This window comes from Fusicatenibacter saccharivorans (assembly GCF_015557635.1).
GTDB classification, from domain to species: domain Bacteria; phylum Bacillota; class Clostridia; order Lachnospirales; family Lachnospiraceae; genus Fusicatenibacter; species Fusicatenibacter saccharivorans.
The window spans coordinates 48,726-69,738 of record NZ_JADNOP010000011.1 but is presented as its reverse complement, the minus strand read 5'-3'; the positions used below and the strand labels follow the sequence as shown (position 1 = coordinate 69,738).

Genomic DNA, 21,013 nt, shown 5'->3' with positions numbered 1-21,013 from the left:
GAAAAAGACAATGGTTAAAATTATTATGCATGGCTGCAACGGCCATATGGGACAGGTCATCACCGGCCTGGTAAAAGAAGATGCAAATGCAGAAATCATAGCCGGAATCGATATGAACGACAACGGCCAGAACGATTATCCGGTATTCAAAAGCCTGGCAGAATGCGATGTTCCGGCAGACGTAGTCGTTGACTTTTCTTCCTACAAGGCAGCCGACGCACTGCTCGATGCCTGCAAGGAGAAAAAACTTCCACTCGTCCTCTGCACCACAGGCCTCACCGAGGATCAGCTCAAAAAAGTGCAGGAGACCAGCAAAGAAATCCCGGTTCTCCGCTCTGCAAATATGTCCCTTGGTGTGAATACGCTGATGAAACTGGTACAGGCAGCTGCAAAAGTGCTTGCCGAAGCAGGCTTTGATATGGAGATCGTGGAGAAACACCACAAACTGAAATGCGACGCTCCAAGCGGAACCGCCATCGCCCTGGCTGACAGCCTGAATGAGGCAATGGACAACCAGTACCACTATGTTTATGACAGAAGCCAGCGCCACGAGCAGCGTGATCCGAAGGAAATCGGAATCTCTGCCGTACGCGGCGGCACGATCGTCGGAGATCACGACGTCATCTTCGCAGGACCGGACGAGGTTGTTATCCTTTCCCACAGGGCATATTCCAAAGGAGTTTTCGGAAAAGGAGCTGTAGAGGCTGCAAAATTCCTGGCTGGAAAACCGGCTGGCATGTATGACATGCAGGATGTCATTGCTGCGAAATAAGGCAGAAACAGGGAAAAAGTGAATAGAAACCAGAAAGTGCGCAACGAAAATGCGAAACGTTGCGCACTTTTTCTTTTCTTACAACGGGATTTTCGGAATTGAGGAAGTTATTTTGCAGAATATTTGGCAGAATACACAAGAAAAAATACGGAATATCAAAAGAGAACGTGAAAATCGCAAACGGTAATGGAAAAATCAATGCGCAACAAGGTAAAACGCTAAAGTTGCGCATTTTGCACAAAAAATAGTAAAACAGTATATTTCGACAAGAAATATCTTATAAAAACTGCGAATTGTAAACAATATGCCGAAATGATATGATAATGGCACAAAGAAAAATAAAGAGTTGAGCAACAAAAAAGTTGCGCAAACAAGAAAGGGAATGAGAAGATGAAAAAGAATGGTTGGAAAGGGTTTTGCAAAAAGCTCTACAAGTACCGGGTATTTCTTCTGATGCTTGCACCGGCAGTAATTTATACCCTGATTTTTTCCTACTACCCGATGACAGGAATTGTAATGGCATTCAAAAAATACTCCTACGCAGGAGGTATCTGGGGAAGCCCGTGGAACGGATTTGATAACTTCAAGTTCTTCTTTAAATCAGGACAGGCCGGACTCGTTACCAGAAATACCGTGCTGTATAATCTGGCATTTATTGCGATCAACACGACGATGCAGATTGCCGTTGCCGTGCTTCTGACCGAGATCCGCAACAAACATTACCGTAAGATCACACAGTCGCTGATGTTTCTGCCGTATTTCATTTCCTGGGTTATCGTAGGAGTTATGGCATTCAATATTTTCAGTTCCGACTACGGTTTTCTAAACCGACTGATTGAAACCTTCGGTGGAACACCAATCAAGTTTTACACGACACCAAAGGCATGGCCGTTTATCCTTGTCTTCTTTAATGTATGGAAGGGAATCGGATACGGTTCTGTTATGTACCTGGCAGCGATTATGGGAATTGACACTTCGATTTATGAAGCAGCCCGCATCGACGGAGCAAACGTGTTCCAGCGAATTTTCAAAGTAACAATCCCGATGATCATGCCGACCACAATCATCCTGCTTCTGCTATCCGTCGGAGGCATCTTCAAAGGAAACTTTGATATGTTCTACAACCTGGTTGGAAGTAACGGTCTTCTGTACAACTACACCGATGTAATTGATACCCTGACGTTCCGTGCCTTAATCAGCAGCAACGACTTCGGAATGTCCGCAGCTGTTGGTCTGTATCAGTCGGTACTGTGCTTTATCACTGTCGTAATCGTAAACAAACTGGTTGGTCTTTATGATAAAGACTACACCTTATTCTAGGAGGGATGAAAAGTGGGATCTTCCAGTCATACAAGTAAAATCAAAAGAGGAAAAGATGCGGTTGCACTTGATATCATCGCGTACGGATTCTGCGGAATCATCGCGCTGGTCTGCCTCGTTCCTTTCATCATGATCGTATCCGGCTCGTTTTCTTCGGAATCGGCCATTATCCAGAACGGTTTCAGCCTTCTGCCGCAGGATTTCAGCCTGGAGGCATACAAAACCGTATTTAAAGATCCTATGGTTGTCTTCCGCGCATACGGCACGACCATCGGTCTGACCATCGTCGGAACGGTACTTGGTCTGCTGCTGCAGACTATGACAGCTTATGTACTGTCACGTAAGGAGTTTGAGTGGAGAAATCAGTTTTCGTTTTTCTTCTACTTTACCACTTTGTTTTCCGGCGGTCTTGTTCCGTACTACGTACTGATGACACAGACCCTGAATCTGCGGGACAGCTACCTTGCACTGCTCCTTCCGCTGCTGTTCAGCGTATACAACCTTCTGATCATGAAGAGTTACATCGTGGGACTTCCGGATTCTCTGATTGAAGCGGCCAAGATTGATGGCTGCGGCGAGTTCCGTATTCTGTTCCGGATTGTAATGCCGCTGATCAAACCGGCACTTGCTACCGTGGGCCTCTTCATTGCACTGGCTTATTGGAATGACTGGTACAATGCGATGCTGTATATCAAAGACACGAACAAGTATCCGCTGCAGTATTTCCTGTATCAGCAGGTTAATGATATTGAGGCATATAAAAAGCTTCTTGCAAACAACGCCGCAGGCTCTGCCGTCAGCGCAATCTCATTGCCGACCCAGTCCCTGAAAATGGCACTTACCATTGTAGTAACCGGCCCGATCGTTCTGGCATATCCGCTGGTACAGAAATACTTTGTACAGGGTATCACAATCGGAGCAGTCAAAGGCTGATACAAATCATGTTAATTTAACTGAATCAAGTAAGTCCCCTGTTTCCATTGCGAAAAGCAATAAGCAGGCGGGTGGGGACTTGCTTGTATCAGGAGGAGTGCAAGCTCCTTCTGATAAACTGCGGAGCAGTTATTCGGTTATGAGCAAGTAGCAAAGCGGATTGCGAATATCCGCTTGAATTACACATTATATTTATGAAGGAGGTTCTTTATGAAAAAGAGCACAAAAAAACTGGTATCTGTATTACTTGCATCCGCAATGGCAGCCGGTATGCTGGCAGGATGCGGTTCCGGCAACGGAAAGGGAAGCACGGGCGACAGCAAAAGCAGCTCCGCAGCTTCCGGCACATCGGGAGACAACCTGAGTGCAGACACTTCGGAGCATGTCGATCTGACGATGTATCTGATCGGCGACCGTACCCCGGATTTTGATGAGGTTTACGCCAAAATCAATGAGATTCTGGAAGAGAAGCTGAACTGCTCTCTGAACGTAGAATTCCTTTCCTGGGGCGAGCATGACACGAAATATTCCCTGCTGTTCTCCTCACAGGAAGATTTTGACCTGATCTTTACCGCATCGAGCTGGTGCCATTACGAGCAGACCGTTTCCCTCGGCGGATTTGCACCGCTTTCTGAGGACTTTATCAAAACGTATGCACCGGATATCTGGGAGGTTGTTCCGGAAATGGCATGGGAGCAGGCAAAGATTGACGGACAAATCTACATGGTTCCGAGCTATGCCAACGAGTTTGGTCAGGAAGTTCTGGCAGTGCGCGGTGACCTGATGGAAAAATACGGTATGGATGATATTACATCCTGGGATGACCTGATGAAGTTCTACAAAGCATGTGCAGCAGACGGTATCTATGCAAGTCAGGGCGGACCGTGGTATCCATTCTTCCAGTCCCAGGGCTATTCCACAACGGGCGGAGCACCGAAGGGCGGCGAGCTGATTCTGTATCATACCCAGGATCCGAAAGATCTTGAATTCCAGTACATCGGTGAATGGGATGCGTTCCGTGAGTACTGCCAGGAGATGAAAGACCTGGTAGACGCCGGAGCATGGTCCAGCGACGTATTAAACAGCAGCGATGAGAGACAGACCGGACTTCTGACCGGAAGAACAGCAAGCATGAGCTGGAATCTCGGAACCTGTCTTACCTACGGAAAACAGGCAAATGAGGAACATCCGGATTGGAATGTAACGATGGTAGACCCGAACAAAAACCTGTCGAAAAAAGTAAACTCTTACATCAACAACGGTGTTGCCATCAACGCAAACAGTAAAAACAAAGAGAGAGCCATGATGGTATTAAATGAATTCTACACCAACCCGGATGTTTACGATCTGGCTATGCTCGGTATCGAAGGAAAGCACTGGGAAGCAGTCGGTGATGATCAGTACAAAGTTATTGATGAGAGCGGCTATGGTGTAGCAAGTAACTGCAACTGGGGATGGAACAACTGCACCATCCAGAGAGAGGAATATCTTGAGAACAGAACGGCTCTGGACGACAAGTATGAAAGCATCAAAGATGCCTTCAACAACAACATCAAAGAAGATCATGTTTACGACGGATTTAACTTTGATTCCAGCAATGTAAGTACACAGTTTGCAGCAGTAGAGGCAGCCATCGACAATTATTATAACCCGCTGATCAACGGTCTCGTTGACGATGTGGACGCTTCCATCGATGCCATGAACGCAGCTATGGACAGCGCCGGAATCCAGGATATTCTGGATGAGATGAACCGTCAGGCAGCAGAGTATGTAGCGGAGAAAGAAGAAAAATAAAACAGTAAAATAAAACAGGGAATGGACGCGCTGGTCTGCCAGAAGCTCCGGCGCGGCCGTTCCTTCTTTTAGAGATCAAGTGATGGTTCAAAAAGCTTTGAGGGATGACTTGATTTCTAACAGCATTCGTATTAAATATAAAAATATAGGAATTTTTCAAATTTAACAGAAAGTGACAGGGTATTTTTATGACACTGGAGGAAATTGCAAAAGAGATAGGGGTATCAAAAAGTACCGTTTCCCGTGCACTGTCCGGTAAGGGCAGAATCGGAGAGAAGACCAGAAACCGGATTCTCGAGGTGGCAAAACGGGGAGAAGAGCGGGAGGAGATGGCGCGGACCCGAACGGTGACGCACAACATCGGCGTGGTACTGCCTTCAGACGTTTATTATGGAAGCGGTGTTTATTTCCAGAACTGTCTGCTCGGCGTCTGCGAATCGGCATCGATGCTCGGGTACAATGTGCTGATTACGACGAGCAACGCGCATGATATTTCAGAGCTGCAGTCGCTGGTGGAGTCGAACCGGGTGGATGGTATGCTCCTGACACGTGCGCTTGAGGATGACCGTGCGCTGCAGTATTTAAGTCAGGCAAATTTCCCGACAGCACTGACGGGAACATGCCGGTATGACAACATTATCCAGGTGGATACCGACAATGAGGGTGCGGCAGAGAAAATGACAACGCTGCTGATCGGAAAGGGATTCCGCAGATTTGCGTTTCTTGTCAAGGATATGAGCTATAACGTAGACCGCAAGCGTCACGAAGGTTTCTGCCGGGCGCTGATTAAAAATGGAATTTCCGAGAAGGATCAGCTTTTCTACAATGGTTCGATCCGTATGGAGTTTCTGGATGCGATCATTGAAAATATTATATCCAAAAAAGTGGAATGCATCATCTGTGGCGACGACGAGATTTGTACGATGGTGATGTCCCGGCTCCAGGCGGAAGGCTATCGAATTCCCAAGGACGTCGCGATTGCTTCGCTCTACAACAGCACCAATCTGGACTGCTATTCCCCTGCAGTTACAGCAGTCAGTGTGGCAGCATCCCAGATGGGAGGCACAGCCGTGCGTCAGCTGATCCAGCGGCTCCGAGGGGAAAATTATGAGAAGAAGACGATGCTGGATTACGACATTTTATTCCGAAAATCGACAAACTAACGTAGCAGGGAGGACAGAACAATGGAATTTCAGAAGGGAATGGATCTATCTTTTATACCGGAGCTGGAAGATGCCGGAGTACAGGTGAAGGACTTTGACGGAACTGTTATGGATCCGCTGGATCTCGTTCAGAAATACGGGGTAAATTCCGTACGGCTCCGTATTTGGAATGCGCCGGAGCATGTCAGGGAGTCCGGTGGATACTGCAGCTATGCGCATACACTGGCGATGGCAAAACGGATCCGGGCACATGGCATGAGCTTTATGCTGGATTTCCATTATTCTGATTTCTGGGCGGATCCCGGTCAGCAGAGAAAGCCGAAAGATTGGGAAAACTTAAGCTTTAAAGAATTAAAAGAGGCTGTTTTTTCTTATACAAGAGATACGCTGACGGCATTAAAAGAGGAGGACGTTCTGCCGGATATTGTTCAGATCGGAAATGAGATCCGAAGCGGCCTTCTGTTTCCGGACGGAGAGCTGCCGGATTATACAAAAATGGTACAGCTTGTAAATGCCGGAATCCGCGGTGCGCGGGCTGCAGCCGGAAAAGATGAGATGCAGGTTATGATCCATCTCGACCAGGGCGGACGGTATTTCTATCTGAAAGAGTGGTTTGACTGTTCCTTTGAGGCAGGACTCGAGGATTTTGACCTGATCGGACTTTCCTATTATCCATTCTGGCACGGCACTTTCACGGATCTGAAAGAGACAATGACGAAGCTGATCCAGGATTACAAAAAGCCGATTATGGTCGTTGAGACGGCGCATGCATGGAGAAAGAGTGCGCATGGGTTTATCGATGAACAGCAGGAAAAAATCGCAGGATTTCCGGCGACGCCTGCCGGACAGAAGCAGGTGCTGGATCTGGTTGCCAATATCGTTGCTTCGCTGCCGGATGAAATGGGGCAGGGTATCTATTACTGGGAACCGATCTGTGTTCCGAAAGACGGTGAGGGCGGCTGGTCGGAAAATATGGGTCTGCTGGAGGAGAAGGGAACCATCATGGAGGGCATTCGTTCTTTCCTGTTTACACGGAATGATGCCTGTCCGGAAAAACCGGCCAAGATTTACGAGCCGGAGCCAATGACTGTAGTAAAAGACGAAGCATGCGGTCTGCCGGAGATGCTCCCGGTTTTGCTGTATGACGGAATGGTGGAGCAGCGGCGGGTAAACTGGAACGAAGTGCCGGACACACGCGTGACAGGCGAATATGATGTGACAGGAAATGTGGAAGGTGTTCCGTTTGCTGCACATGCGAAGATCTGCGTGGTGGAAGAGCTGCCGGAGGCGGAGAATCTGTTGCTCGATGTCGGCTGGGAAGACGGCCTGGCGCGCTGGAACGTAGAAAAATCCGAGGATGCCGTTGCAGTACAGCTGTTTCCGGAGTTTGTCGATCCGTTCCCAGCTCCGCCGGTGAATGCGGTACGCGTAGAAGCACCGAAAAACTTTACGTTTTCGATCTGCCAGACGGTAAAGGTACAGGAGGCAGGAACGTATACATTATCTGTTGCCTTTCAGGGAACCGATACAACAAATGTGGATGTGCGGCTGTTCCTCAATACGGAAGAGGGAAAAGAAGAGACTGTGATTCATCCGACAGAACATGCATGGACCGGCTACAAAGTGACATGCGAAATCAGAAAACCGCAGGAAGTCACTGCCGGAATCCGAATTTCATCGCCGCCGATGTACGGCATGATGCGGAATTTCTGTCTGCAGACAGTAAAAAGAGAGGGACAATAAGACGATGAGAGCAGAGTACAGCTATTGCAGGGATTATCTGATTAAAAATGGAAAACCGTGGTTTCCGGTGATGGGCGAAATGCATTACAGTCGGTACCGCAAAGAGTGGTGGGAGGAATCACTGCGCAAAATAAAGGCGGGCGGAGTTTCTGTCGTCTCGGCCTATGTGATCTGGATTCACCACGAGGAAGAGGAAAATGTGTTTGATTTTGAAGGATGCCGGGATATCGGAACGTTTGTAAGACTGTGCCGGAAAGTCGGACTGTCGGTATTCTTGCGTATCGGACCGTTTGTGCACGGGGAAGTGCGGAACGGCGGATTCCCGGACTGGATCATCGAGAGAGAGAAAGAGGGCATGGCGATCCGCTGTAACAACGAGGAATATCTTGGCTATGTCAGACGGTTCTGGAAAAAGGTTTATGCGCAGGTCGATGGATGCATGGAAAAGGACGGCGGTCCGGTGATCGGTATTCAGATCGAGAATGAGTACGGCCACGTCGGCGGTCTGCAGGGACCGGAGGGCGAGGCGCATATCCGCACATTGACAGCAATGGCAAAGGAAATTGGCTTTGATGTGCCGCTGTACACGGCGACCGGTTGGGGCGGAGCCTGCATCGGCGATCTGCTTCCGGTCATGGGCGGCTACTGTGAAGCACCATGGGATCAGAGAACGTGCGAGATTGAGCCGAACGCAAACTTTGTGTTCAGCCACACAAGGAACGATGCACTGATTGCGTGTGATCATCATGTGGAAAATGCAAACAGTTACAACGAGGAGGATTTTCCGTTTTTGACGGCAGAACTTGGAGGCGGGCTTCAGGTTACCATGCACAGAAGACCGGTGGCGAAGGGATGCGATGTCGGAGCGATGTCTACCGTAAAAATGGGAAGTGGAGCAGGGCTGCTCGGCTACTATATGTACCACGGCGGCAGCAATCCGAAGGGAAAACTGTCCACCCTGCAGGAGAGCCGCGCGACAGGATATCTGAACGACCTGCCGGAGATCAATTACGATTTCAACGCGCCGATCCGGCAGTACGGAACAATCTCGGACAGCTATCGGGAGATCAAGCTGCTGGCGCTGTTTTTGAATGATTTTGGCGAGGATATGGCCTCACTTCGGTCTGAAATTCCAACGATAAGGATTCTGCCGGGAGATATGCACACGGTTCGGACAGCGTGCCGTCACGATGCGGACCATGGATACGTCTTTTTTAACAATTACCAGAGAAGATGGAAGATGGATGATCATCCACAGGTGAAACTGGAGGGACTCCTGGATGGAAAAGCGAGCGTGGGATTTCCGGCATTTGACCTGAAAGAGGGAATGTATGGATTTTTTCCGTACAATATGAAACTAAACGATGCGGTTCTTCACACGGCACTTGCCACACCGCTCTGCGTTTTACATACGAAAAAGGGAGATGCGTTCGTATTTTACGGTGATCTCGACCCGCAGATTCAGTGGGAGGGCGATGCGCGCGCAGAACTCTGCCTGATTTCCCGGCAGGAGGCGCTGAATGCATGGAAGGTGCATCTGGATCAGGATTATCTCGTTCTTTCCGAAAATTATGTCTGGGAAGAAAACGGTGAGCTTGTTGTGACAGGCAGTGGAAAAACCATGATCGCTGTGTATCCGGCAGTGGAAAAAGGCATTGTGGATTTCAAAGAGTGTGGAAAAAGAGGAAACTTTACGCTGTATGAGCGTATTTACAAAGCACAGGAGCCGGAGGCAGAGCTTGTCTGCAAAGAGCAGGATAAAGAGAAAGCAGTATACGAACTGAAGCTTGCTTATCCGGGCGAAAAAAATTATCACGATGCGTTTGCTTTTCTGACCTGGTACGGAAACCGTATGGAAGTGTTTGATGGGGAAGAGAAAATCAACGATTATTTCTATACCGGTCAGGAGGCCCTGTTAAGCCTTGGCTATTTTGAGTTTCCGGAGAAACTGAAACTCGTTGTCTATCCTCTGCATCCGGGTGATCCGATTTTTCTGGAAAAGCAGCCGGATGCAGCGGATGGATGTGCCTGCAAAATTGAGAAGCTGCACGTGGAGACGATATTTCGATGAACAGAGAAAGGAAAACGAACATGAACCAGAGTGGATTTATCTATGGAGGGGATTATAACCCGGAGCAGTGGCTTGCGATGCCGGAAATTCTGGAGCAGGATATCGAATATATGAAGGAGGCGCATATCAACGAGGTGACGCTTGGTGTCTTTTCCTGGTCTGTGCTCGAGCCGGAGGAGGGTGTATACCACCTGGAATGGCTGGAAAAGATCATGGATCAGCTGTATAAGAATGAGATTTCAGTAATTCTCTCGACACCGTCTGCAGCACGCCCGAAGTGGCTTGCAGACAAATACCCGGAGGTACTGCGCGTAAACGCGGACCGCACGAAAAATCTGTTCGGCGGACGCCATAATCACTGTTATACTTCGCCGGTTTACCGGGAAAAGGTGGGGAAAATTGATCGCCTGCTGAGCGAGAAGTTTGGAAAGCACCCGGCGGTAAAAATGTGGCACATTTCGAATGAACTGAGTGGAGAATGCCATTGCCCGCTCTGCCAGAAGGCATTTCAGGGGTGGCTGAAGAAAAAATATGAGACGATTGATGCATTGAATATGTCGTGGAATACAACGTTCTGGAGCCATTCGTATCAGAATTTTGAGCAGATTGAGAGTCCGTCCCCAAAGGGTGAGATGGGGCTTCACGGACTGAATCTTGACTGGAAACGGTTTGTGACAGATCAGACAGCAGACTTTGTTGCCTGGGAAAAAGCAGCGATCCGCGCGGGCGGTTCCGAACTTCCGGTGACAATCAACATGATGTATGATTTCCAGGGACTGAATTATCATAAGTTCAAGGATCTGATTGATGTGGTGTCATGGGATAATTATCCGACCTGGCACAAGGAAGCAGAAGAGGTGACTGCGCTTGATGCGGCACTGCAGCACGATTTTATGCGGAGTTTGATGAAAAAACCGTTCCTTCTGATGGAGTCCTGCCCGACAAGCACGAACTGGCAGAGTGTCAGCAAGCTGAAACGGCCTGGGCTTTTAAAGGCGGCATCGCTGCAGGCAGTGGCGCATGGTTCCGACAGTGTCCAGTATTTCCAGATCCGCCAGAGCCGCGGTGCGAGCGAGAAGTTCCACGGGGCGGTCATTGACCACTACGGCGGAAAGGATACGCGCGTGTTCCGTGAGGTGACAGAGACGGGCGAGGCGCTTTTGGATCTGGCGCAGATTGCGGGAAGCACGACGAAGGCACAGGCTGCAATTTTGCATGACTGCGAAAGCCGCTGGGCCATGGAGGATGCGCAGGGACCACGGAATATGGGACTGCATTACATGAATACCGTGAAGAAAGTATATGGCGGTCTTCGGAAACTGGGTGTGAATGTGGATTTCCTTGATATGGAGGAGAGTCTTTCCGGCTACCGGATTGTCTTTGCACCGATGCTGTATCTGTTTCGGGCCGGAATTGAGGAAAAAATCCGGAATTTCGTGGCAGACGGCGGCACCTTTGTGATGACATACTGGTCGGGAGTTGTGGATGAAAACGACCTCTGTTTCCTCGGCGGAACCCCGCACGGACTGATGGATGTATTCGGCCTGCGGAGCACCGAGCTGGACGCATTGTATGATCAGGATGTGAATGCGGGTGTGGGAGAAGGAAAGACATATGAAATCCGAAATTTCTGCGACCTGGTAAAAACGAACGGTGCCGAAACGCTGCTGGCATACCGTGACGATTTCTATGCGGGATATCCGGCACTGACGAAAAATGTATTTGGAGAGGGCGAGGCGTATTATGTCTGCGCAGATTTTGAACAGGCATTTTACGATGACTTCTGCCGGAAATTGGCAGAAGAAAAAGGCCTGGAACGCGCGGCAGCCGAAATCCCGGAAGGGCTCGATGTTGCAACAAGGGAGGATGAGAAATACAAGTATCTGTTTGTACAGAACTACGGAGCTGAACCGGCTGCATTTCCGATGGATACGGAAACATACCAGCCGATGACGGGAGAGTATGATGGAGTGGTCAGAAGATTTGAGACGGTTGTGTTTCGAAAAGAAAAATAGAAGTTAGGGAATAGAAACAGACGGCAGGCTGTGTGTGAGTACACAGCCTGCCGTCTTTTGAATGGACGGTTATTTCAGTTCCTGTTCCGCCTTTTTCCAGACCTCTTCGTCCAGATCGGTCAGTGCCAGTGCATCGGCGAGTTCACGCACTCGTTTTACGGTGAGATAAAAATAATTCACGCCGCAGGTCAATGTCCGTTTTAAGGAACGGGCAAGGACACTGCCATGCGTTTCCAGCCCGGCGCGGTCGAATTCGGCGAGGTAGCCTTCGAGATCGTAGGGAATCTGAAAACATTCGATCTGCCATGTGCTGTTTTCCAGCGTCAGAATCGCGAAATGGGCATGGCCGCCGACTCCATCAAGCGCAAGCCCAAGGGAACCGGGATTCAGGTATGTTTTTTCGGCATATTCTCTTTGCTCCTGCTTGTGGCTGTGCCCGCCGAGCAGGATTGCGGCATCGAGATTTTTCAGATGGGACAGCAAAAGCTCCGGATGCAGACCGAAATTCCCACGGAGTTCTCCGGGCGCGCCGTGACAGAGACGAAGTGCCGGGAAGAGAGATTCGCGGCAGGTATCCGGTGTGATTTCTTCCTGCGGAACAAAAACAGGAATCAGCCGGCCTGATTCATTTATTTTTCCGACCAGAACACCGTCTGTCGGCAGATGTTCGAAAAATTCCAGATCCTGTCCGGTAAGATTCCGAAACGTATAATCCAAAAGTCCGCTTGTCGAGGAACCTGCCTTCCAGTTCTGCGGATGCCGGATATTTTCCAGCAGATATTCTTCCCTGTTTCCCCGCACCAGATAGCAGGGAAACTCCTCCTGCATTTCGCGAAGCACTCTCATCATCCGTTGCGGAAAAGGCCCGTCTGTTACAAAATCTCCCAGCCCGATGATACCGTCGATCTCCTGACTGCGAAGAAATGCCAGCACCTTTGCGAGCGCATAATAATTCCCGTGAAGATCACTGATTACTGCTAATTTCATGTGTCGTCCTTTCTGTGATATTGAGTCAAAAGGTGTTTTGTCCCAACATCTCTCTATATCAAAATTATAAAATGCGAGATACTGTTTCGATTTTATCAGATGGAGAGAAAGAACGCAATTTAAAAACCTGCTGACAGAAAAAGCATGTTATGATAAGATCAAAGGCAGAGAGTTTCGAATATCTTTACTGTCGGAGGGAATGTATGATTAATCGGGAAGACATGCTGGAGCTGACGAGGAGGATGACGCCGGCGCGGACTTCGTTTGTGCGGATGGCGGGTTGCTATACGGATTCGGATGGGGAGTATGACGGCAGTTTCAACATTCATTTTCTGAAACTGTCCGGTTCGGAAAAGGCCAGGAATCTGGCGATTGCCAAGAAAATTCCGTTTGCGGAATCGAATGAGAAGCTGCGGGAATACCGTTTTCCGGAAACATCCCAGGGGCCGGGCAGTATCTGGCAGATGCTGATGGCGCTGCGGGAATGCGGACTGAAGAACGATGCGCTGTTGGAAACGTTCTATGATATCCTGATCGAAGGATTGCAGATTCACGGGGCTTATGCCATTTACATGTTTTATGACCGGTATGATATTCCTGCAAAGGCTTCCGATAAAGAGCGCCTGGGGGAATCCGAGGAGATGTTCCCCTATCTGATCTGCGCTGTCTGCCCGCTGGTTGGAGAATACGAGCCGGGAAATCCTATCTGTGGATTCCTGTTCCCTGCCTTTGTGGACCGGAGCGGAGATCTGGAACGGGTTGATATTTATGCAGAGCGTGCAGCGTGGGGCGATCAGATGGCCAGCATTCTTGGCGCAAAGGGCAGAAAATTCAGATGCGATCTGTAAAAGAAAAAATCAAAATTGACGGATCAAACCAGGTGCTGATGTGCCTGGCAGTAAAAAAACTTCCCGGCGAACCTGCATATATCGTTCGCCAAGGGAAGTTTTTTAGATACGGGAGCAGCAGAAGTGCATATTTACTGTGCCATCCCCGCTCCATTCTGTGTAGTTGCTCCGTTTTCCTGCGGATTCTGCGTCTCATTGTCGCCGCCGCTTACCACATCGTCCACCGCGCGGCCGACATCCTCAACGCCCTCACCGACACCACGGGTCACATCTTCAGCGGCGTCGCCGACATCATCTCCAAGGGTATTTCTATCCCCGGTATTTGTACCGTTCGTACCGTTGGCATTCCCATCGGTGCCCTCCGTCACATCATTTACATTGTCGTTTGACGGCATCTCTGTCGTATGGACATCGTTTCTGTTATCCGTCTGTCCCATGTCGCTCTCCGTGTTGGTATTGCCATTTCCGGTGTCATTCGTGGTGTTGTTTCCACAGGCCGTCATCCCGGCCAGTAATACCGCCAATGCCAGCGTCATATACACTCTTCTGATTTTTCTCATCTTCAAAATCTCCTTTCCCTAACAGTGTCTGGACAGTTGCTAGTATTTGAAAAATGCCGGAAAATATACGGAAAAAAGAGGCTTTTGGAAATCTTGACAAAGGAAGAAAAAAACACTAAAACAAAAAGTACGAAAACGGACTAAAAACGAAAACAGGATATATCGAAATGGAAGTCAATCCGGCAAACCGGCGGGAAAAAATCATCAGTCTGACTGAAACGGGAAAACAGTATGCGAGAGAGCTGGTTCTTCCGCTGTTTCAGTCCGAGGAGGAAGCTGCGGCGCAGTTTACGGAGCAGGAGATGACAGAAGCAATCCGGATGCAGGAAAAATTTGCCGACGCACTGGCAAAGAGTATGGAGGAAAAGGTATCCATAGTTCACAATCTGTCCGCTTCGTGATATGATAACAGCAGAATTCGAAAAGGAGAGAAAGAGAATGAAAGAAGAACTGAAGAAATCCCTTCGCACCTACGGCGCCCTGCTGCTGCTCGGTGTGACCGGCGTTCCGCTCGGTGCGGCAGTCGGTCTGATTGAGGCGCTGTTCTGCCGTCTGCTTTTGAAAGTCACGGCTATTCGCGTGGCACATCTTTTCTGGTGTCTGCCGTTTCTCGCTATGGCAGGTCTTGTGATCGTGGCAGTCAATCAGAAATTCGGTGGCAGGGGAAAAGGAGGCATGAGTCTGATTTTTGATGTAGCGTATGAGGAGGAGACAGAGCTTCCGCTTTGCATGATTCCGCTGGCAATGCTCTCAACGGCGTTGACGCATCTGTTCGGTGGAAGCGCCGGCCGCGAGGGCGTTGCCGTTCAGATCGGTGCTGTGTTTTCCTATTTTGCCGGCAAAAAATTACCGTTTAAAAACGCGCCCGGTATCTTTCTGGTAACCGGTATGGCCGCCGGCTTTGCGGGCATGTTCGGAACGCCGATTGCAGCTGTGATCTTCGCGGTAGAGGTGCTCGCTGCGGGTGAAATGCGGTACGAGGCACTGCTTCCGGCGTTTACCGCATCTTTCTCTGCGAGCGCTGTAGCTTCCCTGCTTGGAATCCGCAAAGAAAATCTGGCTGTCCACATCAGCGAAAGCCTGACACCGTTCCTGCTGGTGCGTCTGATTACACTTGGTATTATTTTTGGAATCACAGGCGGCCTCTTCGCCTGGTGCTTAAAGCACACGAAAAAATATCTCGGCGAAAAAATCAAAAATCCGCTGGTGCGTGTTTTCTCCATCGGTGTTATCCTTAGCATTCTGTTCCTGCTTCTGTACCGCGGACGGTATTGCGGCTTTGGAACGAATCTGGTGGAAGCGGTATTTCATGGGGAAAAGGTATATGCATATGACTGGGCGCTGAAATTTATCCTGACAATTCTGACGCTGTCCGCCGGGTTTCAGGGCGGCGAGGTAACACCGCTGTTTACCATCGGAGCAACCCTGGGAGCAGTCCTTGGCAATCTGTTCGGTATTCCGGTGGAGCTTTCCGCGGCGCTTGGCTATGCGGCGGTTTTCGGCGGCGGAACCAATACCTTACTGGCGGCTATTTTCATCGGCGGCGAGATTTTTGGCTACGATTATCTGCCATATTTCTTTATTGTCTGCACCGCGGCCTACGTATTCAACCGCAACAGCTCGATCTATTCCCGCCAGAAACTGACGAAATACAGCTGCTGATAACAGAAACGTCACAAAGTTATCACACACCGTTACGTGTTACAGTTCACTGGTGCCCAGCGAACTGTAACATTCGCAACCCTCATTTAAAGTTTTGCTTCGCAAAAGGAGGGTTGCTCACACCTGAAACATGTTCTTACGCAGCGAAACAGCAAGTGTTTCACTGCTGAGTGAACAGTAACGGTTACGTTACGATACGGGTTGACGCGTTTCCGGGAATGAGGTTATACTAGAGGTATCATATACGAAAAAGGAGTAACGAATTATGAAAGGTATCGTACTTGCCGGAGGTTCCGGCACACGTCTTTATCCGTTAACTATGGTAACATCGAAACAGCTTCTCCCGATCTATGACAAGCCGATGATCTATTATCCGCTGTCTGTTCTTATGAATGCAGGCATCCGCGACATCCTGATCATCTCCACCCCGCAGGACACCCCGCGTTTCGAGGCACTGCTCGGTGACGGCCATCAGTTCGGTGTACAGCTTTCCTACAAGGTACAGCCAAGCCCGGACGGACTGGCACAGGCCTTCATCATCGGCGAGGAGTTCATCGGGGATGATTCCGTTGCCATGGTGCTCGGCGACAACATCTTCTTCGGACACGGTCTGAACAAACGCCTGAAAGCAGCAGTAGAAAACGCTGAGACCGGAAAAGGCGCAACCGTATTCGGCTATTATGTAGATGATCCGGAGCGTTTCGGGATCGTAGAATTTGACTCCGAGGGAAAAGCCATCTCCATCGAAGAGAAACCGGAGAAACCGAAATCAAACTATTGTGTTACAGGTCTGTACTTCTATGACAACAAAGTCGTAGAGTATGCAAAGAACCTGAAACCGTCACCGCGCGGAGAACTTGAGATCACCGACCTGAACCGGATCTATCTGGAAGACGGCAGCCTGAACGTTGAGCTTCTTGGACAGGGCTTTACCTGGCTGGATACCGGTACACATGAGAGTCTGGTAGAGGCAACCAACTTCGTAAAAACCATCGAGACGCATCAGCACCGCAAGATTGCGTGCCTCGAGGAGATCGGTTACCTGAACGGCTGGATCGGCAAAGACCAGCTTCTGACCGACATCGAGCCGCTGAAGAAAAACCAGTACGGCCAGTATCTGATGGATGTGATGAACGGAAAATATATCGACAAATAAAAGCGAACAGCGTTGAAGAAAACTGCCCCGGAAGAAAAATCCGGGGCAGTTTTTGAAAAAAGTGCTTGACCATGACATAACGTCATCCTTTATACTCATGGTACAAACAGAAAATCAGACTGAAAAACAAGAGACAGACAAAACATAACGATAACAAAATCAGAAAAAAGGAGAACCATTATGAGAGTATTTGTAACAGGTGTAAAAGGCCAGCTCGGCCATGACGTCATGAATGAACTTGCAAAACGCGGTCATGAAGGAATCGGCGTTGATATTGAAGAAATGGATATCACCGATGCAGAAAGCGTAAGAAAAGTCATTACCGAAGCAAACCCGGATGTCGTAATCCACTGTGCAGCATGGACCGCTGTAGACCTTGCTGAGGATGATGACAAAAAAGAAAAAGTACATCAGGTCAATGCAGTCGGAACCGAGAACATCGCAAAAGTCTGCCATGACCTTGACTGCAAAATGATCTACATCTCCACCGACTACGTATTCGACGGCCAGGGTACCCGCCCGTGGGAGCCGGATGATGAGCGTCATCCGCTGAACGTATACGGCCAGACGAAATACGAGGGAGAGCTCGCGGTAGAGAAATGGGTGAAAAAATTCTACATCGTCCGCATCGCATGGGTATTCGGCGTGAACGGAAAGAACTTCATCAAGACCATGCTGAATCTTGGAAAGACACACGATCATCTGACTGTTGTAGATGATCAGGTAGGAAGCCCGACCTACACCTACGACCTGTCCCGCCTGCTTGTCGACATGGCAGAGAAAGAGAACTACGGCCGCTACCATGCAACAAACGAGGGACTCTGCTCCTGGTATGAGTTCGCCTGCGAGATTTTCAAACAGGCCGCTGAGATCGATCCGGCTTACGGAAAAGTAAGTGTATCACCGGTAAGCTCTGACCAGTACCCGGCAAAAGCAAAACGTCCGTCCAACAGCCGTATGAGCAAAGAGAAACTGACCGAGAACGGATTCGAGAAACTGCCGACCTGGCAGGATGCCCTGCACAGATATCTGCGCGAGATCGAATTCTGACAGCAAACCCCGAAAATAACGCAAAAAGGCAGTGCTGAATTTTTTATCCTCTTCCGGCAAGAAGACACGTTCTGCGGTGGGAGATGAATTTATAGCAAGATCAGAAAATAACGCAAAAAATTCAGCACTGCAGAACGTGAATTACTGCGTCACGGATTTTCGTCGTACCCCGGTACGCCTTCAAATCCGTTCCTTGTAATTCGCGCCCTGCAGCACTGCCTTTTTTGCGTTATTTTCTGGTCTTGCTATAGTTTCTGAGATTGCTATAAACATTTCCAATAGGCGGAGCCCCAGGTAAAACGGGGGCTCCTTTTTCTTATGCCAAACCCATGCATTCAACAGGGAGAATGCCCTTTTTTCTTTTGTGAATATTGACAGAAAATGCCGTTAAAATTCTCACATTGGATCCGGGTATTTCTGTTGACATTTGAACATGAAATTGCCATTATGAAAGCAGAATCTTTACGTATCCGGCAGGGGGCAGGAACGTGAAGATGACAAAAGAAGGCATGGGGGATGAAGCAATGAAAAAGAGTCTGTTTTACCGGGCAAAAAAGATGCCGCCATCTGCGCAGATCATGCTGCTGTTTGCCGTCGAGGGTGTATTTCTGCAATATATCACATCGATCAACGGTTTCGGCCTGAATCTGTATGCGACAAACATGGGTGCAACCGACAGTCAGATCGGCATTATCCAGATGGTGCCGAACATTGTAGCGTGTGCAGCACTGCTGCCGCTTGGAATTCTGGCGGATCGTCTGAAGTCGACAAAGACGATACCGATGCTTACGCTTCTTGTGATGTGTGCCGGCTATGCATTTCTTGGAAGTGTACCGGCACTCGGCGAGAGACGTATGGAGCTGTTTTTTGTATCACTGGCATTTACTGCGGGGGCACTTGCTATTTACAATGCGCAGTGGCAGGCAATGTTCGGTGCTGCGGTTTCACTGCGGCAGCGAAACGATGTCTATGCCTTTCGGAATCAGTTCATGTTTGTGATTGGCATTCTTGCACCGGTGATCTGCGGGATTCTGATGGGAAGATGCCACACGGCCGATGGAAAGCTTCTGGTACTCCGAAGCTTCTTTTATCTGTGTGCTGTCTGTGTTTTGCTGCAGGCCGCTGCAATCAAAAAAATTCCGGTGGAACAGCAGGAGGAGGGCAAAGCTCCGGCAGAAGCGGGGAAGGCATTCTCACGTTTTTCTGTTTCTGATCTGCTGGAGGCGATCACAAGCGTGGGGAAAAATAAAGCATTGCGCTGGTTTTTCGTGCCGGTGGTCTTTTTCTATATCACCTGGCAGCTTGACTGGAGCATGTGGTATTTAGGACAGGTCAAATATTGCAAAATGTCGGAGATGACACTTTCCATCTGCAACGGTGTTTTCAATATCGGCCAGCTTGCGGCAGTTGGAATGATCGCGAAGGTTGTCCGGAAAAAATCGCCGGATTTTGCACTGATTTTCGCCGGGATCGGTCTTTGCTTCTGCCCGGTTATTATGATTTTGGTTCCACATTTACCGTTGGCGTACCGCGGGGTTACTTTTATTGTTCTGATGACGGTTCTGAACGCTCCACAGTGTGCCGTTGCACTCTGCACGGTACAGATTCTTTTAAATGCCGCACCGGAAAAGAACCGTTCGCTTTTGATCGGCCTCTTTACGATGATGACGACGCTGACCAACAGTGTTCTGCCGTTGCTTGGTGTCCGTCTGTATACGGCACTTGGGGCAGATCTTACGGCACTGTACCGGTTCAACCTGATAGATCTTGGGGTTCGCATTTTATCCACACTCGGGCTGATATGGCGTTATCAGAAGGCGGAAAAAGATGGCTTTCTGACAAAGATTTCGGATTGAGACGGGCCGTAAAAGCCGAAAATAACATTTACAACAGGAACGATATCGTGTATGATAAATGTGGCTTTCTTTGCACGTATGGAAAAGAGAAGCGCAAAAAGGAGTTTAAACAATGAAATGGAATAAATTTACATTAAAAACAAGATCGGAAGTGGAAGACATTGTGATCTCCACTCTGGCCGATGTGGGAATCGAAGGCGTGGAAATTCAGGACAAACAGCCTTTGACCGAGAGCGACAAACAGCAGATGTTCGTGGATATCATGCCGGATATTCCGGATGACGACGGCATTGCCTATCTGAATTTTTACCTCGATGTGGATGAGGACAAGGAGAAGGTTCTTGCAGATGTCCGCGCGGCACTTGCAGAAATGCAGGAGTTCCTGGACCTTGGAGAGTGCACCATCACAGAGTCTGAGACAGAGGACAAGGACTGGATCAACAACTGGAAACAGTATTTCAAACAGTTCTATGTGGACGACATTCTGATCATCCCGTCCTGGGAGGAAGTAAAGCCGGAAGACCGGGATAAAATGATCATCCATATCGATCCGGGCACAGCCTTTGGAACGGGTATGCATGAGACAACACAGCTTTGCATCCGTCAGTTAAAGAAATATGTGACAAAGGATACCGAGCTGCTTGATGTCGGAACCGGAAGCGGTATTCTTTCGATTATTGCACTGAAGCTTGGTGCGCGTCATGCGGTCGGAACAGATCTCGATCCGTGTGCGGTTCCTGCGGTTGAGGAAAACAAAGAAGTCAATGGAATTCCGGTAGAAGCGTTTGATATGATGATCGGAAATATCATTGATGACAAAGAAGTACAGGACAAAGTCGGATACGAGAAATACGATATCGTTACCGCCAATATTCTTGCAGATGTTCTTGTTCCGCTGACGCCGGTAATCGTACACCAGATGAAGCCGGGCGCTGTTTATATCACATCCGGCATTCTCGATGTGAAAGAGGAAGTTGTCAAAGAGGCAGTCGTTGCAGCGGGACTTGAAGTAGTTGAAGTTACACATCAGGGCGAATGGGTTTCTGTTACAGCAAGAAAACCGATGTAAATTAAGAAAAGCGA

Annotated in this window: 17 protein-coding genes; 15 read left to right on the top strand and 2 right to left on the bottom strand. The window is 49.0% G+C overall.

Features of this window, described 5'->3' with window-relative positions; all coding sequences use genetic code 11:
• Positions 1–10: 10 nt before the first annotated feature.
• The 8 genes from dapB to I2G42_RS10560 all read left to right on the top strand — a co-directional run bounded on the left by dapB (position 11) and on the right by I2G42_RS10560 (position 11,811).
• Positions 11–772, top strand: coding sequence for a 4-hydroxy-tetrahydrodipicolinate reductase (gene dapB / locus I2G42_RS10595; RefSeq protein ID WP_022461865.1), 762 nt, complete (start codon positions 11–13; stop codon positions 770–772).
• Between the two features lie 390 nt (positions 773–1,162).
• On the top strand, positions 1,163–2,092 hold the full coding sequence (locus I2G42_RS10590; protein ID WP_022461864.1) for an ABC transporter permease: 930 nt from the start codon (positions 1,163–1,165) through the stop codon (positions 2,090–2,092).
• A gap of 12 nt (positions 2,093–2,104) precedes the next feature.
• Complete coding sequence (locus I2G42_RS10585; RefSeq protein WP_022461863.1) at positions 2,105–3,025, top strand: carbohydrate ABC transporter permease; 921 nt, start codon at positions 2,105–2,107, stop codon at positions 3,023–3,025.
• 210 nt (positions 3,026–3,235) lie between these two features.
• Positions 3,236–4,819, top strand: a complete 1,584-nt coding sequence (locus I2G42_RS10580; RefSeq protein WP_022461862.1) for an ABC transporter substrate-binding protein — start codon at positions 3,236–3,238, stop codon at positions 4,817–4,819.
• Between the two features lie 188 nt (positions 4,820–5,007).
• Entirely contained in the window at positions 5,008–5,982 is a 975-nt protein-coding gene (locus tag I2G42_RS10575) for a LacI family DNA-binding transcriptional regulator (protein WP_055227760.1), read from the top strand.
• 21 nt (positions 5,983–6,003) lie between these two features.
• Positions 6,004–7,725: a glycosyl hydrolase 53 family protein gene (locus I2G42_RS10570; RefSeq protein WP_022461860.1), complete on the top strand. Its 1,722-nt coding sequence runs from the start codon at positions 6,004–6,006 to the stop codon at positions 7,723–7,725.
• A 4-nt stretch (positions 7,726–7,729) separates the two neighbouring features.
• Complete coding sequence (locus I2G42_RS10565) at positions 7,730–9,796, top strand: beta-galactosidase (RefSeq protein WP_022461859.1); 2,067 nt, start codon at positions 7,730–7,732, stop codon at positions 9,794–9,796.
• The gene (locus tag I2G42_RS10560; protein WP_055266955.1) at positions 9,793–11,811 is read left to right on the top strand and encodes a beta-galactosidase; all 2,019 of its coding nucleotides are present in this window, start codon (positions 9,793–9,795) and stop codon (positions 11,809–11,811) included. Before I2G42_RS10565 ends, I2G42_RS10560 begins: the two co-directional genes overlap by 4 nt.
• Positions 11,812–11,880: 69 nt before the next feature.
• Here the strand turns inward: I2G42_RS10560 and I2G42_RS10555 are convergent, their stop codons facing one another.
• On the bottom strand, positions 11,881–12,798 hold the full coding sequence (locus I2G42_RS10555) for a metallophosphoesterase family protein (protein WP_022461857.1): 918 nt from the start codon (positions 12,796–12,798) through the stop codon (positions 11,881–11,883).
• Between the two features lie 203 nt (positions 12,799–13,001).
• On the opposite strand from I2G42_RS10555, the gene I2G42_RS10550 reads away from it, so the two are divergent.
• Positions 13,002–13,646 (top strand): DUF4317 family protein, encoded by a 645-nt coding sequence (locus tag I2G42_RS10550; protein ID WP_195531020.1) that lies wholly within the window; start codon positions 13,002–13,004, stop codon positions 13,644–13,646.
• Positions 13,647–13,777: 131 nt separating this feature from the next.
• On the opposite strand, the gene I2G42_RS10545 is transcribed toward I2G42_RS10550, so the two are convergent.
• Complete coding sequence (locus tag I2G42_RS10545) at positions 13,778–14,206, bottom strand: hypothetical protein (RefSeq protein WP_022461855.1); 429 nt, start codon at positions 14,204–14,206, stop codon at positions 13,778–13,780.
• A 167-nt stretch (positions 14,207–14,373) separates the two neighbouring features.
• On the opposite strand from I2G42_RS10545, the gene I2G42_RS10540 reads away from it, so the two are divergent.
• The 6 genes from I2G42_RS10540 (at position 14,374) to prmA (ending at position 20,999) form a co-directional block, all read left to right on the top strand.
• Complete coding sequence (locus tag I2G42_RS10540) at positions 14,374–14,607, top strand: helix-turn-helix domain-containing protein (protein WP_022461854.1); 234 nt, start codon at positions 14,374–14,376, stop codon at positions 14,605–14,607.
• 37 nt (positions 14,608–14,644) lie between these two features.
• The gene (locus I2G42_RS10535) at positions 14,645–15,868 is read left to right on the top strand and encodes a chloride channel protein (RefSeq protein WP_022461853.1); all 1,224 of its coding nucleotides are present in this window, start codon (positions 14,645–14,647) and stop codon (positions 15,866–15,868) included.
• 265 nt (positions 15,869–16,133) lie between these two features.
• Positions 16,134–17,024 carry a glucose-1-phosphate thymidylyltransferase RfbA gene (rfbA, locus tag I2G42_RS10530; RefSeq protein ID WP_022461852.1) on the top strand — a complete coding sequence of 297 codons (891 nt, stop codon included), beginning with the start codon at positions 16,134–16,136 and terminating at the stop codon, positions 17,022–17,024.
• A 180-nt stretch (positions 17,025–17,204) separates the two neighbouring features.
• Positions 17,205–18,074 (top strand): dTDP-4-dehydrorhamnose reductase, encoded by an 870-nt coding sequence (rfbD, locus tag I2G42_RS10525; RefSeq protein WP_022461851.1) that lies wholly within the window; start codon positions 17,205–17,207, stop codon positions 18,072–18,074.
• A 494-nt stretch (positions 18,075–18,568) separates the two neighbouring features.
• A complete protein-coding gene (locus tag I2G42_RS10520; protein ID WP_243277171.1) occupies positions 18,569–19,930 on the top strand; it encodes an MFS transporter in 1,362 nt (453 codons plus the stop codon).
• A 112-nt stretch (positions 19,931–20,042) separates the two neighbouring features.
• Positions 20,043–20,999 carry a 50S ribosomal protein L11 methyltransferase gene (prmA, locus tag I2G42_RS10515; protein WP_055227747.1) on the top strand — a complete coding sequence of 319 codons (957 nt, stop codon included), beginning with the start codon at positions 20,043–20,045 and terminating at the stop codon, positions 20,997–20,999.
• Positions 21,000–21,013 lie beyond the last annotated feature (14 nt).